At 42.5% G+C, this 14770-nt stretch carries 13 protein-coding genes and 1 tRNA gene; 4 read left to right on the forward strand and 10 right to left on the reverse strand.

What is annotated here, in order from left to right; all coding sequences use genetic code 11:
• Positions 1-2: 2 nt before the first annotated feature.
• Both bcsQ and OW495_RS09080 read right to left on the reverse strand, forming a co-directional pair.
• A complete protein-coding gene (gene bcsQ / locus OW495_RS09075; RefSeq protein ID WP_081276267.1) occupies positions 3-785 on the reverse strand; it encodes a cellulose biosynthesis protein BcsQ in 783 nt (260 codons plus the stop codon).
• A complete protein-coding gene (locus tag OW495_RS09080) occupies positions 782-979 on the reverse strand; it encodes a hypothetical protein (RefSeq protein WP_065103283.1) in 198 nt (65 codons plus the stop codon). Before OW495_RS09080 ends, bcsQ begins: the two co-directional genes overlap by 4 nt.
• Positions 980-1447: 468 nt before the next feature.
• On the opposite strand from OW495_RS09080, the gene bcsE reads away from it, so the two are divergent.
• Genes bcsE through bcsG form a run of 3 tightly spaced genes read left to right on the forward strand, consistent with a single transcriptional unit; the run spans position 1448 to position 4832 of the window.
• Positions 1448-3031 carry a cellulose biosynthesis protein BcsE gene (bcsE, locus tag OW495_RS09085; protein WP_102514500.1) on the forward strand — a complete coding sequence of 528 codons (1584 nt, stop codon included), beginning with the start codon at positions 1448-1450 and terminating at the stop codon, positions 3029-3031.
• Positions 3028-3204 (forward strand): hypothetical protein, encoded by a 177-nt coding sequence (locus OW495_RS09090; protein WP_171330485.1) that lies wholly within the window; start codon positions 3028-3030, stop codon positions 3202-3204. The genes bcsE and OW495_RS09090 overlap by 4 nt, the downstream gene beginning before the upstream one ends.
• Positions 3204-4832, forward strand: coding sequence for a cellulose biosynthesis protein BcsG (gene bcsG, locus OW495_RS09095; protein ID WP_102514501.1), 1629 nt, complete (start codon positions 3204-3206; stop codon positions 4830-4832). The genes OW495_RS09090 and bcsG overlap by 1 nt, the downstream gene beginning before the upstream one ends.
• Positions 4833-4979: 147 nt before the next feature.
• Here the strand turns inward: bcsG and gltS are convergent, their stop codons facing one another.
• The 4 genes from gltS to OW495_RS09115 all read right to left on the reverse strand — a co-directional run bounded on the left by gltS (position 4980) and on the right by OW495_RS09115 (position 9966).
• Complete coding sequence (gene gltS / locus OW495_RS09100) at positions 4980-6194, reverse strand: sodium/glutamate symporter (protein ID WP_102514502.1); 1215 nt, start codon at positions 6192-6194, stop codon at positions 4980-4982.
• A gap of 250 nt (positions 6195-6444) precedes the next feature.
• Positions 6445-6535 (reverse strand) — tRNA-Ser (locus OW495_RS09105).
• A gap of 180 nt (positions 6536-6715) precedes the next feature.
• Positions 6716-7165 (reverse strand): L-alanine exporter AlaE, encoded by a 450-nt coding sequence (locus OW495_RS09110; RefSeq protein WP_102308642.1) that lies wholly within the window; start codon positions 7163-7165, stop codon positions 6716-6718.
• A 248-nt stretch (positions 7166-7413) separates the two neighbouring features.
• Positions 7414-9966 (reverse strand): hybrid sensor histidine kinase/response regulator, encoded by a 2553-nt coding sequence (locus OW495_RS09115; protein WP_289886105.1) that lies wholly within the window; start codon positions 9964-9966, stop codon positions 7414-7416.
• Positions 9967-10137: 171 nt separating this feature from the next.
• On the opposite strand from OW495_RS09115, the gene OW495_RS09120 reads away from it, so the two are divergent.
• Entirely contained in the window at positions 10138-10707 is a 570-nt protein-coding gene (locus tag OW495_RS09120) for a UPF0149 family protein (RefSeq protein ID WP_017105738.1), read from the forward strand.
• Positions 10708-10817: 110 nt separating this feature from the next.
• On the opposite strand, the gene OW495_RS09125 is transcribed toward OW495_RS09120, so the two are convergent.
• The 4 genes from OW495_RS09125 to pal form a co-directional block, all read right to left on the reverse strand.
• A complete protein-coding gene (locus OW495_RS09125) occupies positions 10818-11849 on the reverse strand; it encodes a potassium channel family protein (RefSeq protein ID WP_102514504.1) in 1032 nt (343 codons plus the stop codon).
• A gap of 212 nt (positions 11850-12061) precedes the next feature.
• Entirely contained in the window at positions 12062-13123 is a 1062-nt protein-coding gene (gene nadA / locus OW495_RS09130; protein WP_017105740.1) for a quinolinate synthase NadA, read from the reverse strand.
• 207 nt (positions 13124-13330) lie between these two features.
• Positions 13331-14116 carry a tol-pal system protein YbgF gene (gene ybgF, locus OW495_RS09135; RefSeq protein ID WP_029223556.1) on the reverse strand — a complete coding sequence of 262 codons (786 nt, stop codon included), beginning with the start codon at positions 14114-14116 and terminating at the stop codon, positions 13331-13333.
• 33 nt (positions 14117-14149) lie between these two features.
• Positions 14150-14692 (reverse strand): peptidoglycan-associated lipoprotein Pal, encoded by a 543-nt coding sequence (gene pal / locus OW495_RS09140; RefSeq protein WP_017105742.1) that lies wholly within the window; start codon positions 14690-14692, stop codon positions 14150-14152.
• Positions 14693-14770: the final 78 nt, after the last annotated feature.

The raw sequence follows: 14770 nt of genomic DNA on the forward strand, positions 1-14770 counted from the left end.
AGTTAGCCCTGGGATTGCTTAGATGAAAACGTTGAAACGCACCAGAAAGCGAGAGACTGAAAATCTTTAGCAGCCTGACTAATCGGGGAAAAATGCTGAACAGTAGTAAGGTTAGCAACACAGTCTAGTAAGGCAGTATCACGATGGATCAGTACTGGCACTAATATTCGACCATACTCTTTTTTCAAAACCAACATAAAATCACGACCTACTTCAGTTTCTGGTTGATAGTGACTAATGAGAATTCGGAGTTTTCCCATAGCGACTAAGTCATGAAAGAGTGGATGATTTTGAATCCACGATTGAAGTGCGCTATAGCTAAGTGCATCGGCCGTAATTGTAAGAAATACCGCATCTATTGCATCAATAGCGCCGTTGGCCAATAGGTTGTTTAGATCAGAAAGCTGCGAATGGAACAATTGCCACTGTTCACCCTGCTCTTCGCTCGCATTTAACGTGGTTTCAGCTAATGAGTTCAGGAACGGAGCTCTATTCTGTTCGAATTGATGCTGTTGTTTAGAGGATAACTGACCGAAGGGAAGAAACACCGCGCCCTGTGGACTCTGGTAGCCAGCTTCAAACAAGGAAAGATTTTGCAACATTCTTGCTGCCCACCCATCGTGCTCTCCATTAAGGAGGCCTAGATGGAGCCCTAATAAATTCTCAGGTGAAGCATCTATCGCCAGTACCTGCTTATTGATCTTCACTAAAGCCTGAGACAAATTCGCAGTAATAGTCGTAGAACCACAACCACCGCGCAAGCTAACAAAAACGAGACGTTTCATATCGCTTTCGCTTCTAAACCTGTCTGCTTTTTACCAACCCAATGTTCGGTATCATTGACTCGCTTTGATTGAAATATTAACCACTTACTTTTCACTTGTGTATAAGACTCATTCTCTGTCATTTCAATATACTGATGTTCAGTTAAGTTATATGAAGCGTAGATCGAATTAATGTCTTTTGCTGGTTCAGCCACTCGATATTTCCAAAATAAAAGCACAAAAACACAGAGGTAAAGACGTTCCTGTCAATTCCTTAAGTCTGTATCCATTACGCTGATAACAATTTAACGCACGAACCTATGCGCAGAATCTTTGTAGGATTTAAAAAATGAACCTTGGTTCACACTCATTTCATTTAATAGATGGTGTCTTCTTAGGTATTAAGGAATGAGCAACTTAAAGCCAGTTTGTAACTGCTCACCAAATATCTATATTTAAAATCAATAACATGGAAACATTCATTCATAATGACTATGATATACGATGTGACACATAACTATTTGAAAAATTATAATATATCTATTTTAATTTTCGATCAAACTTGATTAAAATATCTACGTCATTTTATTGTCATAAATTAGTTGCGTAGCTTTAAAGTACAAGTCCCTTCGTTATATGCTACTTACCAACTAATAAATAAACCATTGAACTTAAGGAACTTTATGCACTCGATTCATGGATTACCAGTGACCACTAGTGAAAGAGAGTATGAATCTGTATACGTCAATTTGTTTACTCATAAGCGACTAGCAATTGATTCCTTATTCAGCTTACTAATAAATCAAGACAACACATCACTTACAATCTTCACAGACAAAGAAACATTCTTGACTGGAATCACTGACGAAGTCATTTCAAAGATCAATAACTTAGCAAACACATCACTAGATCAAATGTATTTTGTTAATACTCATCAGTCAAAAAAAACAATTAACCCTATTTTGCTATCCAGAGATATTCATAAGATAAATATAAAGGCAGGTTCTACTTATATTTTATTTATTCATGACTCCTTACTCGCTCATTGTAATGACAATGAAATTAATGAGTTTCTACGAAACATCGAAAAGTTGTCCATTAACAAAAATTTAGCTATCAGTTTGTGTATTTATGGGAACCTTGCAACATCCGTATTAAAACCTAAACTACTCACGAATAACCGACATATAGCTGGGTTAGCGACGATGACACCAATAGACGAGTCGACTTATAATTACCTCGTTGATTTTTGGTCGAATAAACATGGAGTTAAGTCAGATAGCGAATATATCCTAACGAGCTCAAACAGCCATCAATTGGAAGCTACTTTGAATCAGAGCCTAAACTCGACAGGTACTACTGAAGACAGAGCAGACAGCGAACGGATTTATGTAAGTAAAGAAGTTTTAGGTGAGGGAGTTAAGGCGCCCAAAAGCGTGCATTTAGCCAATGACAATCAGACACTATTGAGCATGATCGATAGTCCAAGAGCATCAACCGTGATCTTTAGTTGTGGCGATCAAAGTGAAGTCAGGCAGTTAGCTATTGACTGTTACAGGTTGCGAGCCAAAGCAGGTAATCAGTTAAAAATCGTTATTCGTGAGACCAGCCAGTGTCTGCGATATACAGATGAAAAGTTTCTACTGCGGGCGGGAGTCAATTTGATCTGTCCAGTTCAAGTTCCTCACATGCGCTTTATGACTCAGGTCGAGGCCATACAAGGCCAGGTATCGACTCGGTCCTTGCCTAAAAATGTTGAATCACTGCTCAAATATGATCTGAAGTTCGGGAACAAAGGCTATTTACTCAACAAAGAGTTTACCAATTATTGTAGCGATGTTATTGCAATATCATCACGCTCAAGCATTCGATTTGCACTGATCAAGCTTAATCTATTACCCGGAATGACCCCTGAGGAATGCTTGCGACTTTGCCATATTCGCCGAGACGGTGATATTGTCACCGCCTGTAATAATGCCCTGTATGTTCTTTTTAGTGCTATCCGTCATAACGATATCAATGTTGCGCTGAATAACATCTTCGAGTTCCCTATGCGCGATCTGTTCCATACGGTTCAAACCTATGACACTCAACATGATATCGAAGCCGAACTGCAGAACATCATAGAAGATCAAACTGCAATCTCTCCTGAAGTGTCGAAACTAACGACAGAACAGAAAATATTTTCAGATATTTCTCAACCCATTGCTGACATAACTCCCCTATTCGCCATAAAAACAGTCATCGCCTCTAAGGGAAACATATGAACATTAACGATTTCCTGCTTACGGCAAGTATCAGTATCTCTGTCGGGGTGCTATTAGGGTACTTCCTGCGCGATGCTATTGAGCTTGGTAAACGCTTTTATCAACGTCATCTCACTCGTTCACGATATTTCGAACAAGATGTGATTATTACTAAAAATAAGAAGCTTAAATAATGAAACCTCATGCTAAGGATTCCATTTTTGCAAACCTAAGTTTAGGTTGGTGGAATGTCTATTTTATCGCCAAACTAGCCCTTTTCGTTCAAGGGACAATTGACTTCCACCCAATTGAAAACTTGGCTTTATTGCTGTTTATACTGCTCCCAGTGACAGTGAAACCAATCAACGCGTTTCGCCACCTAATAGCCATAGTGATAGCAGCTTGGCTATTACATTATGACTCTTACCTCCCTCCACTGGATAGGCTTTGGGCACAAGCAGGACAATTGGTACAGTTTGAGATCGGATACCTTATTGAGCTTATGGGAAGATTTGTTTCACTCGAAGCTCTCGTTGGCTTATTCACTCTATGCGCAGGTTATTTCATTCTAAGTAAGTTTTTGCGAGTCTCAGTCTTTGTAGTCATAGCCATGCTTTATGTCAGCTTGCCGGGCAATACCGGCTCTTCGGCTCAAGTTGTGGTTAGTTCAGATTTACCACAATCGAACGATTCTGTGGTGCAACGTCCAGATCAACCGCAAATTGCTGAAATAAACGATCAGTCCCTCAACAAATTGACAGCCGACTTTTTCGAACAAGAAGCGTCTCGCTCTGTCTCGTTTAGCCCGGACAGCAAAACAGATGCACCCTTTGACTTATTGTTCTTAAGTATTTGTTCAGTAGCGTGGGACGATATAGAGATTGCTGGTTTAGCAAATCATCCGTTGTTTAAAGAATTTGACATCATGTTTGATAACTTCAGTGCAGGCACGTCATACAGCGGCCCTGCTGTTATTCGACTCTTAAGAGCGAGCTGCGGACAGCAAGAACACAGCCAACTGTTTGCATCAGCTCCATCAAACCAATGCTATCTGTTTGATAATTTGAAAAACCTTGGCTTTGAAGAGAACCTGTTAATGAACCATAACGGTGTATTCGACAGCTTCCTTGAGTTGATAAAAAAAGATGGAGACTTACAAACAGAACTCATGTCTCAAGATGGGTTTAAACCTTACCAAAAGTCATTTGATGGCTCATCGATATTCAGAGACAAGCAAGTCCTAAATAACTGGCTCCAACAAAGGCTTAACAGCAGCGATGAAAAAGTAGTCGCACTATATAATTCAATCTCATTGCATGATGGCAATAGAATCATCAATTCAAAATCCAGTACTTCAATGATCAGTTATAAAAAACGTTTGAAGAACCTACTTGACGACCTTTACGGTTTTTTCAAGCAACTTGAAGCGTCAAAGCGCAATATCGTTGTTGCCCTCGTACCAGAACACGGAGCAGGTATGCGTGGTGACAGAATGCAAATACAAGGTATGAGGGAAATACCCGCCCCTGCCATTGTACATACCCCGGTTGGTATTAAAATTTTTGGAGAAAATATTGAGCGTAATGGTGAAACCGAGCATGTTAAAGCACCTTCAAGCTATCTAGCGCTTTCGCAATTGGTTGCCAATATTTTGGAAGAAGATATCTATAGCCGTCGCCAGTTCACCCCAGCTAAATTAGCTGAAAACCTACCGGAAACTCCTCTAGTGGCACAGAACTCGGGCTCGACAGTGATAGAGGTAGAAGGAAAATACTACATTACTCTCGATGGCTCTAGTTGGATTGAATACCCAAATAAATAAAAAGGTTGCCTACGTAGAAATAGGCACGAGGCTAATTGAGCCAGTATTGACCATTTGAAAATTTAGTGTTGCTTACGGCAAATCAAAAATCCCTATCAACAAAATTGGTAGGGATTTTTACTTTTATGTTGGAAACAACAAATACAGCTACATCCCGACAAAAAAGCTAATCACCAACGCATTAATCAAATCGACAAAGAAACCACACACTAATGGCACCACAATGAATGCTTGTGGGCTTGCGCCATAGCGATGAGTAACGGCAGTCATGTTCACAATCGCTGTGGCAGTCGAGCCGAGAGTGATGCCTCCGAAGCCGGAACATATAACCACTGAGTCGTAGTTTCTTCCCATCAAGTAATAGACGACGAATATGGTAAATAACAGGGAAAGCAAAATCTGGATACTCATGATCACCGATATATAGCCAAACAACCCATCAAGATCCCAAATGCGGAGCCCCATCAATGCCATGGTTAAGAACATACCTAAGCAGATGTCAGAGATCATCGCTAAGCCTTTGCGACCTTGAGCTATTTTCTCTTGCGTACGACGCTTCTTAAATAGCGCTCGACCAATGTTCCCGATCAGGATACCGGCGATTAAACAGCTTACGAATAGCGGGAGTTTTAAGCCCATCGAATCAATGACTTCGCTTAGACTGTAACCAAGCATCAAGGTGAGGTTTAAAATCAACCATGCCCACAGAACGCCGTAGTGGCTTAGCTCTGTTTTTGTTTCACTTTCTTGGTACGCACCGACCGTCACGTCTTCTTCATTCGATGGGCTAATTTTGTGCTTATTAAGTAGGTAGTTGGCAATTGGACCACCAATCACACACGCCGCAATCAAGCCAACCGTATTTGACGCCACACCGAGCTCTAGCGCGTTCGAAATACCAAACTCTTCAACAAACATTGGTGCCCACGCCAACGTTGTACCTACGCCGCCGATTAAGCTGACAGAGCCCGACAATAAGCCCGCTTTTGGATCCATTCCGAAGCCCGAGGCTACCGCCATGCCGACCACGTTTTGCAACACGATAAAAACAGCGGCAAGAAACAGCAGAATGAACAACGGTCGCCCACCGTTGATCAGCGTTTTAATATCCGCTTGGAGTCCGATGCCAGCAAAAAAGTAGAGAAGCAAAAAATCTCTGACATCTAGGCTAAAGGTGATTTGAATTTCAAATAGATAGTAAAGCGCAGCTACGGTCGCGGCACAAACAAAGCCACCAATAACAGGCTCTGGTAATGAATACTTCCTTAATAATTCCGATCGCTCGATCAAACCTTTACCAATAAACAGTAATGAGATCGCGATAGTAAAGGAGAGCAATGGAGAAACTAGGGTTTCTGTCATAGGGCTAAGGATTCCTAATAGTTAGATTATTAATATTGCGTACTATTAATAATCTAGATTCATGCCAAAAATCAAGCGTTTATCGACGATAAAAACACCAAATATGGTTCAATCTGCGACGGCATTAATAGAGGAAATGACTATCAAGAAAGGATTAAAGGAACTGATACTAAGAATGGATGCGGATGACGTGGAATCTAGAGGCTCTAAAACGAGAAAACCCCAGCATTTCTGCTAGGGTTTTGAATAGTGGTGGAAGAATGGGGATTTGAACCCCAGATACGCTATAAACGTATACTCGCTTTCCAGGCGAGCGCCTTAAGCCACTCAGCCATCCTTCCACAAATTGTGTGTTGAGCTTGTCACTCAACGAGGCGCTACTTTATTGATTCTGCTTGCTTTGGTCAAGGGGCATTCTCAAAAAAAGTGCATTTTTCGGCTTGTTCGATTACAAATTAACTCATTAGATCAAAAACAAACCAAATTTTATTCTATCGCTACACTTACGCTTGTTGCTTTTCTTAAGCTCGTTGATAGTAGCCAGGAACTCTAAACCATTTACGGCACATATCTAAGAAGTAACCGTACAACACGCCCATACCACATGAGATTACAGCGTTACTGGTTACAGCCGTGACTATCTGGTCGCTTGAAGCACCAACCGCCAATAAAATACCGGCATACACAGGCGACTGGAACAACACGTAAGCTAAAAGGTCAGATATATTCTTCATCAACGAACTCTGTGAAAGCTTTGCACCATTACGCAAGAACCAATCACGAAAAACACCATAAGGCCAAGCGATAGCAATGTTTACCGGAATAGATAACGTTCGAGAAGCAAGAGATTGCTCAAACGTCATACCTGAAATAAACACTTCTACGATCATGCCAGAGATAAAACAGAAAACTACCATAGCAAATGTATCCGCCGCTGCGTTACGAATACAAAATGGACCACGAGACTTCATTGATACCAAACCTAAAATATATCACTGCCTATTGAGTGAATTAGCAACATATAAATAAGGTGTATTTACACCCTACCAGATAATGTCGCTATTAAATCACAAGATTAGTAGTCATACATTCCAAAATAAAAATCAAGTTGTAAATTAACAACCGAAAACCACTTAAAAAGCAGTTACTTCCACCAAAAAATCTTATCAAGGTCAAATAGTAGACAATTCGTTATTAATTTTCTGTAACTAAACAACATCTAAGCCATAGGTATATTTACAGTAATGATATTGATGACATCTTGAGAAGGAGGCTCTCCCAGAGATACCTGTTCTAGTGCCTTATCAACTTGATAGGTAAGTTCAGCATTGTTCATTGGCTTGACATGAACACGCAGACTCTCTAACGCAAATCGAATCAACTCTAGATTATTGTCTTCAAGTGCTACGTAAAGCATGACCAGAAGTTCTTCTGTGTTGTCTTTGTTTCGTAGGTCAGGTTTAGGCAACGAGCGGCTTTGGCTTTTTTCCTCATGAAAATGTGTTTTGGGCACATTTCCGTTATGGCTGTCTAATCCATGTTTTTCTAGACCATGGCCTTCTCTTTCATGAATGGCTTGGTCATGGTTGTTGTCGTGATTAGCACTATCACTTTGTTTATTTGCGCTCTCTTCCTCGTGGAACTGGTAAAGCTTGTTTGAATAACGGAATAAAGCGTCATCAAGCTCTCGCTCATCAATGGGTTTCGCAATAATGTAATCCACGCCGGCGCCGAGCATGCGTTCGCGAGTCTCTTTGAATACATCAGCAGTACAACCTAAGATCAAGACTGATGAAACATCGCCAATCAGAGCGCGAATTGCAGTGGTTGATTCAACACCATCCATTACAGGCATATGGTTATCCATCAGCACCAAATCAAAGTGCTCAGCAACGACGGCTTGTATGGCAAGCTCACCGTTTTCCACGCTTTTACACGTGAACCCTTTGCTGTTCATAAATGTTTCGATGATGATTGTATTGGTCCGGTTATCCTCCACAATCAGCACTTTCAATCCAGAGTAATCTAACTTCTTGTGAGGCAAGCTCTCTATCTCTCCAGGCTGACAGGGTTGAATCTTTAGTCGAACATCAAAGCTCGTGCCTATCCCTTCCTCACTGGTGACTGTAATACTGCCATCCATAAGCTGAGCGATTTTCTTTACAATCGCCAAGCCAAGGCCTGTACCGCCAAAACGCCTTGTTGTCGACGACTCTGCTTGTTCAAAAGGCTTGAAAATACGCTTTTGGGCTTCTTTGGAGATCCCAATGCCAGTATCGCGAACTCGAATACTGAGGTAGGTCTCACTCCCTTCTACGACTTCTCTGAGATACACCTCAACGAAGCCTCTAGAAGTGAACTTCACGGCGTTGTTCAGAAGATTAAACAAGATTTGGCGCAAGCGTGCTTTGTCCGAGAAGTACCAGCGACCAGAAGGCACCTCAGAATACACTTTGAATTGAAGCCCTTTCTCGGAAGACAATGTGTAGTAGACACTGTTAATACTGCCGATGATCGAATCAAGCGGGAATCGAGTCTCATCGAGATCTAACCTGCCCTGCTCGATTTTTGAAAAGTCTAATATCTCATTGAGCAAAGTCATCATATGATCGCCCGAATCATACAAACTCTTAAGATGCTTCTCTTGGTCAGAATTTAGCGGCGTTTTTAGCAAGATCTGAGCGGTGCCCAGCACCCCATTCATTGGCGTGCGGATTTCATGTGACAGGGTTGCGAGAAAAGCTGTTTTAGCATTGGTTGATGCTTGAGCTTTGACTTTTTCCGCTTCGAGGTAAATGGTCTTTTCGTTGAAGGTTTTAATCAAGTGGCCGATTTCATCATCACTTGAATAATCAACATCAATGATTTCACCCGCTTTCGAACCATCAACCTTAGCGGCGATGGTTGTTATCGGACTAATCAAATAGCGGTTCAATAAGTAATAACCAGCCATTACACACAGTAGTAATAGCGGCACAATACCGCCCTCGATACTCATCACTTGACGAAAAACTTCGTCTGCCACACGTGACTTTGAGTTAACCACATCCACTTGCCAACCGAATTCGCCAAATTGGCTGCTACTGATGTAGATCCCTTCAACGAGATTGAAGTTATGAGAAACCAGCACTTGGTTGAGTTTATCTCTCAACGTAATACCAAGATTGTACTCTTCTGCATGGTTTTTGATGAAACCCAATAGTTCTTCGAGGGAAAGATCCACAGTCGCAACGCCCGCGAAGGTTCCATCGTAATAATAAGGGGAAGAAGCAGTGATCATTCGAACGTGTGTGTATGGGTCGATATACACATCACTCCATGAGATGGTTCCCTGTGGCTTGTCTACGACAGACGTGTACCAATACTCTTCATGATAAGGGGCGTTTTTAGGATTGTTATAAGAAAACAGTTGGTCAATCGTGCCGTCGTCGGCTTTGTTGAAAAAATAGCTGTTAAGCAGCTTTTTAGAATCCAACATATAAGGTTCAGGCCAAATACCAGCGCTGACGATCGTGTCATCACTCGCCGCCAACATCGACTTAAACAGCGGGATGACATCGTCACCATTGCGATGTGCCTGAGCGAAACCAACTAAACTATCAACAAAGCCTTGAGAGCTACTGAGTGGCTCTGTAATCAATGCGGACAACAACTCCGTACGCAAGTCGAGGTTTTGTTGTAATTTGGCACGCACAGGGGATTCTACGACGTAATAAGTCACACTGCCGACAATGGCAATAAACATCGCAAGGTATATTCCAAGCGCTACCATGCTTTTTTTCTTTAAAGACGACCGTATCTGCATAATTCTTTTATTGTTTTCTTTTCTGTTAAACCTAGTGTTTATCACCAACGACATCAAGCCTTTTTAGATTGAAGCTTGATTGGCACAAGTTCATTGGTACTATAAGCGCAAATATGTTCCCTTTTACGGTACCTCACTTTGACCTTACAAGATATTCTTGCGCTTCCAGAGTTGGAAGGAAAGCTAATCACAGAACACAAAACCATGGGATTTGTCACTGCAATGGCAGCGGCGCCTAATGTGTTAACACCGCATGAGTGGCTACCGTTCCTTTGGGGTGGTGAAGAAGTTGCTCCATTTACGGATGGTGAACAACTTGAAAGCTACATTGAAGTTATCATCTCTCTTTGGAACAAAACACGTCCTGAGCTAATCGAAGGCACGTGGGTTTGGCCTGAAGATTGCCAACTGGATGATGCAGAAGTGGTGAATACCGCAGCTCGCGATTTCTGTGAAGGCTTGCTTCAAGGCTGGCAGATCGCTCGTGACGACTGGGAAACACTGATGCCTGAAGACAGCGAAGACAACGCGCTCGTCGGTGGTGTGTTACTTTCACTTAGCATGCTTTACGATCCGGAAACATCAATCGCGACACTTGCAGAGCAAGGTATTGAAGGCCTAGAGCAATTCGAAGAGATCTTCAACGCAGTTCCAGTGATGCTTTGCGGTCTAACGCAGCGTGGTATCGCACTAGCAGAAGCTCAATAAGCTAGATAAGTAGTGCAAAAGAATTAAGCTCAACTTGCTTAGCTCGATCTAACGATAACAAAAAGGCCTCACGATGAGGCCTTTTTTAGATCTGAAGGAACGGTGTTAGCTTAAAAGCCTTTCCAATCGAAGTGATCGATACGTTCATCGGCAATATAAAACAACTTAGTCCCACTGCTGACAACTTGATCAAGTTCTGGGTTAAGTTCAATACCGCTGCCAGTATCAATCGCGATCAACGTTGCTTGATACTTCTCTTTAAACACAGAGAAAATAGGCGCAACGGTCACAGGTTCAGCGTTTTCAGGGAAGTACGTTGAATACTGTGTCATGCCTCTTGTGGAGCTTAATAACTCTTGATGAAGCGCACTAGAACCAGGGTCGACTGCTGCTTTGGCCAGCATTTCCGCACCAACAGCAGGAATACATTCTGAGTTAGGGCAATGCTTGTGTAGCAGGTCGCTCAATGCTTCATCTTTAAAGTACACCAAAAGGTGCGCCTTAGGGTTTCGGTTCGCACAGTAGAGCGCCGCAGATAGAGTGATGTCGTCTTCTGGGTTATCAATCAGAATACAACTGGCTGACTCAATGCCCGTTTTCTCCATCTCTTTGCCATCAGTGTAGCTATTCACTTTGACGAAATTGATTTCACCAGGTAACGGGTTCTCAATATCTGAACGAGTACATAATACGATTGGTCGCTTGCCCGTTTCTTCATGCTGCAACATGCGAATGAGATGAATGGTTCTTTGCTCATTCCATCCAAGCATCAAAATGTGGTTGTCCACTCTAACTCTCCTTTTTCCTAGCAAGCCTGCTCGCCAATATTCAACACCTTCTGTCGCCACTTTACCGAGTAGTGCGGCGAAAAGGCTCAACCCACCTGGAATCACAAATAGAATAACGATCCACTGCCCTGCTACCGTGGTCGGTGATAAATCACCATAACCAACTGTAGAAGCCGTCACCACCAAATAGTAAGCGAATACGGTAACCGAACTGGTTAAATCTGTTTCACCCGCCAAATACAGCATCGACCACGATAGAGCTATGTAGCCAAGAAAAGTGAACAGTAAGTTTTTGCCATTCAAAACAAATATGTTTGCTTTGATCCAGCGTTTGAGTTGTAACCAGATTATCATTCGAGCCTCAAATCCTTTTCTGTTACTTACATGCTAGAAAAAATACGCGATATCAACAAGATATATCATCAGAAAAAGATACATAAGATCAACATTGATATCGATAGCCAATACTCAGATACAAAAAAACCAGCACTCGGCTGGTTTTTCTCTTGATGGGAAAAGCAAAACAGTGATTAAGCTGGACTGCTTATATCATCAAGGCAACGAAATTAAGCGTTGCCTTTAACCTGTAGGTTAAGCTGTTCAGCAAAATCTAGCATGCGGTTCAATGGGATAAGAGACTTCACACGTAGTTCGTCAGAAACGAAAATTTCGTGTTGCTTACCACCATGCTCAAGTGCGTTTTCAATCGCTTCAAGGCCGTTCATTGCCATCCAAGGACAGTGTGCGCAGCTACGACACGTTGCACCAGCACCCGCTGTTGGTGCTTCAATCAATTCTTTTTCAGGAACCAATTGTTGCATCTTGAAGAAGATACCTTTGTCTGTCGCGACAATCATCTGTGGATGAGGCAGCTCTTTTGCCTTCTTAATTAGCTGGCTTGTTGAGCCTACAGCATCAGCCAGTTCAACAACACTTGCTGGTGACTCTGGGTGAACCAAAATAGCCGCTTCTGGGTAGACCGATTTCATTTTCTTCAAAGCATCCGCTGAGAATTCATCATGAACGATACACTCACCTTGCCAAAGCAACATGTCAGCGCCAGTTTGATTTGCGATGTAAGAACCTAGGTGACGGTCAGGGCCCCAAATAATGGGTTTGCCTTCAGCGTCTAGGCTTTCAACGATTTCTAAAGCAATGCTCGACGTAACCACCCAGTCTGCACGAGCTTTAACAGCGGCAGAGGTGTTCGCGTATACAACCACGGTGTGGTCAGGGTGAGCATCACAAAATTCTGTAAATTTGTCAGCAGGACAACCAAGATCAAGTGAACATTCAGCTTCAAGCGTTGGCATTAGAATGCGCTTTTCAGGCGTAAGAATCTTCGCAGACTCACCCATGAAACGAACACCAGCGATGATCAAAGTGCTTGCTGAATGACGGTTACCGAACTTAGCCATTTCTAAAGAATCGCCAACGAAACCACCAGTTTCTTCAGCCAGAGCCTGAATTTCAGGATCCGTGTAGTAGTGTGCAATTAGAACTGCATCTTTTTCTTGAAGTAGTTTTTTGATGTTCGCGATGTGGGCCTGTTTCTGAGCGTCGCTCAATGGAACTGGCTTCGGCGGAAACGGGTAAACTGTATCGATTTTATCTAGTATATGACTCATTGCTCTTGCTCTACGCAACTTCTTCCGAGGATTAGAGTATTCTACACAGGACAGCGATGAGGATCAAAAAGGATTGGTTGCAAGCGGTGACTAGCTAAGACTTAAAACGCATAAACAAGGTGATGCGTTGGCGTCACAAAGCGGCTGAGTAAATATTAAGGAAGTAAGCAGGTATAAAAAAGAGGTACCTGAGCACCTCTATTTTGTTTATAAGTGGGTTTTGGCCACTTTAGCCGAAGCACTGTTTGGGTACTCGGTAACGACTTGTTGGTAATATTTCTTAGCTTGCGTCGCGTTATTGTTGCGTGCAGCTATGTCACCAAGCTTAACCAGCGCATCTGCTCGCTTGTTTGAGTCTTTGTACGACACAACAGCTGCAAAGCTCTTCACGGCTTCTTTATCTTGCTTCTTAGCGAAATAAAGCTGACCTAACCAGTAATGTGAGTTAGGTGTAAAGGTAGAATCTGGGAAGTCTTTTTGAAACTTTTGGAATGCTGCGATAGCACCCGTGTAGTCTCGTTGCTTTAGAATCATATCTACAGCATTTTGATAAGCGGTTTGCTCATCGACATCAGTACTGAACGTACCAGAAGCATCTTTAGAGCCTTCGCTCGCTGCCACTGCTACCGTTGCTGTTCCTGCTGCTTTCACCTCGCCTCTTACACGATCCAGTTCAATGAACAGTTCACGTTGGCGCTCTAGCATTTGCTTCATATCGTAACTGTTTCGTTCCAGCTCACCACGAAGTTCACTGATCTCCAGTGCCATGTCGTCGATTTGCTGTTGCATTTGAAGCTGAACGAGGTTGCGATTTTGAAGCAGGCGCTCTAAACGCTCGATATCTGATTCGTTAGAGGCTGCTGATCGAGAGGAAGATGATGAATTGGTTGCGGTGCTATTGAGATCGGATACTGGAGCTGGTGCAGCGAACGCGATGTTCGCTGCACTTGCCAGTAACGAAAGCAAAATGACTCGCTTTGTGTTACTGAACATGAGGCAATTCCTCAATTATATAGCCTACTAAAATTAGTAAACTAGTACTGCGCGACGGTTTTTAGCGTACACATCTTCAGATTGACCTAGAAGAAGTGGCTTCTCTTCACCGTAGCTTACGATAGAGATTTGGTCTGCTTGAACACCTAGAGCTTGTAGGTATTTCGCTACAGCTTGTGCACGACGCTCGCCAAGTGCGATGTTGTACTCAGGAGTACCGCGTTCATCAGCGTGACCTTCGATAGTAACGTTCATGTCAACGTTGTTGCTTAGGTAAGCTGCGTGAGCTGCTAGAATTTCTTCGTAGTCGCTAGCGATAGTAGAGTTATCGAATGCAAAGTAGATTGTTTGAGTTTCGCGTAGCGCTTGCTCTTTAAGCTCTTGCTCAGACAGTTGAGCGTTAGCATCAATTGGCGTTACAACAGTTGTGTCTACGTTGCCTTCTGAACCTGAAGTTGTTTGGTTGCTTTCAGTACCTGAAGTTGCAGATGTTGCTTCATCAGTTGAGCTACATGCCGTTACTGCCATCACTGGTAGTGCAATCATCAAGCCTTTAAGAACTTTGTTAAGTTGCATCTTTTTTTCCTTACGTTATCAAACTTAGTTTCTACAGCGACTAAGTGCTATAGATAGTTAATTGCCACAATAGTTAAC

The sequence above is a fragment of the Vibrio sp. 14N.309.X.WAT.E.F5 genome, assembly GCF_030397615.1.
In the GTDB taxonomy this organism is placed as follows: domain Bacteria; phylum Pseudomonadota; class Gammaproteobacteria; order Enterobacterales; family Vibrionaceae; genus Vibrio; species Vibrio lentus.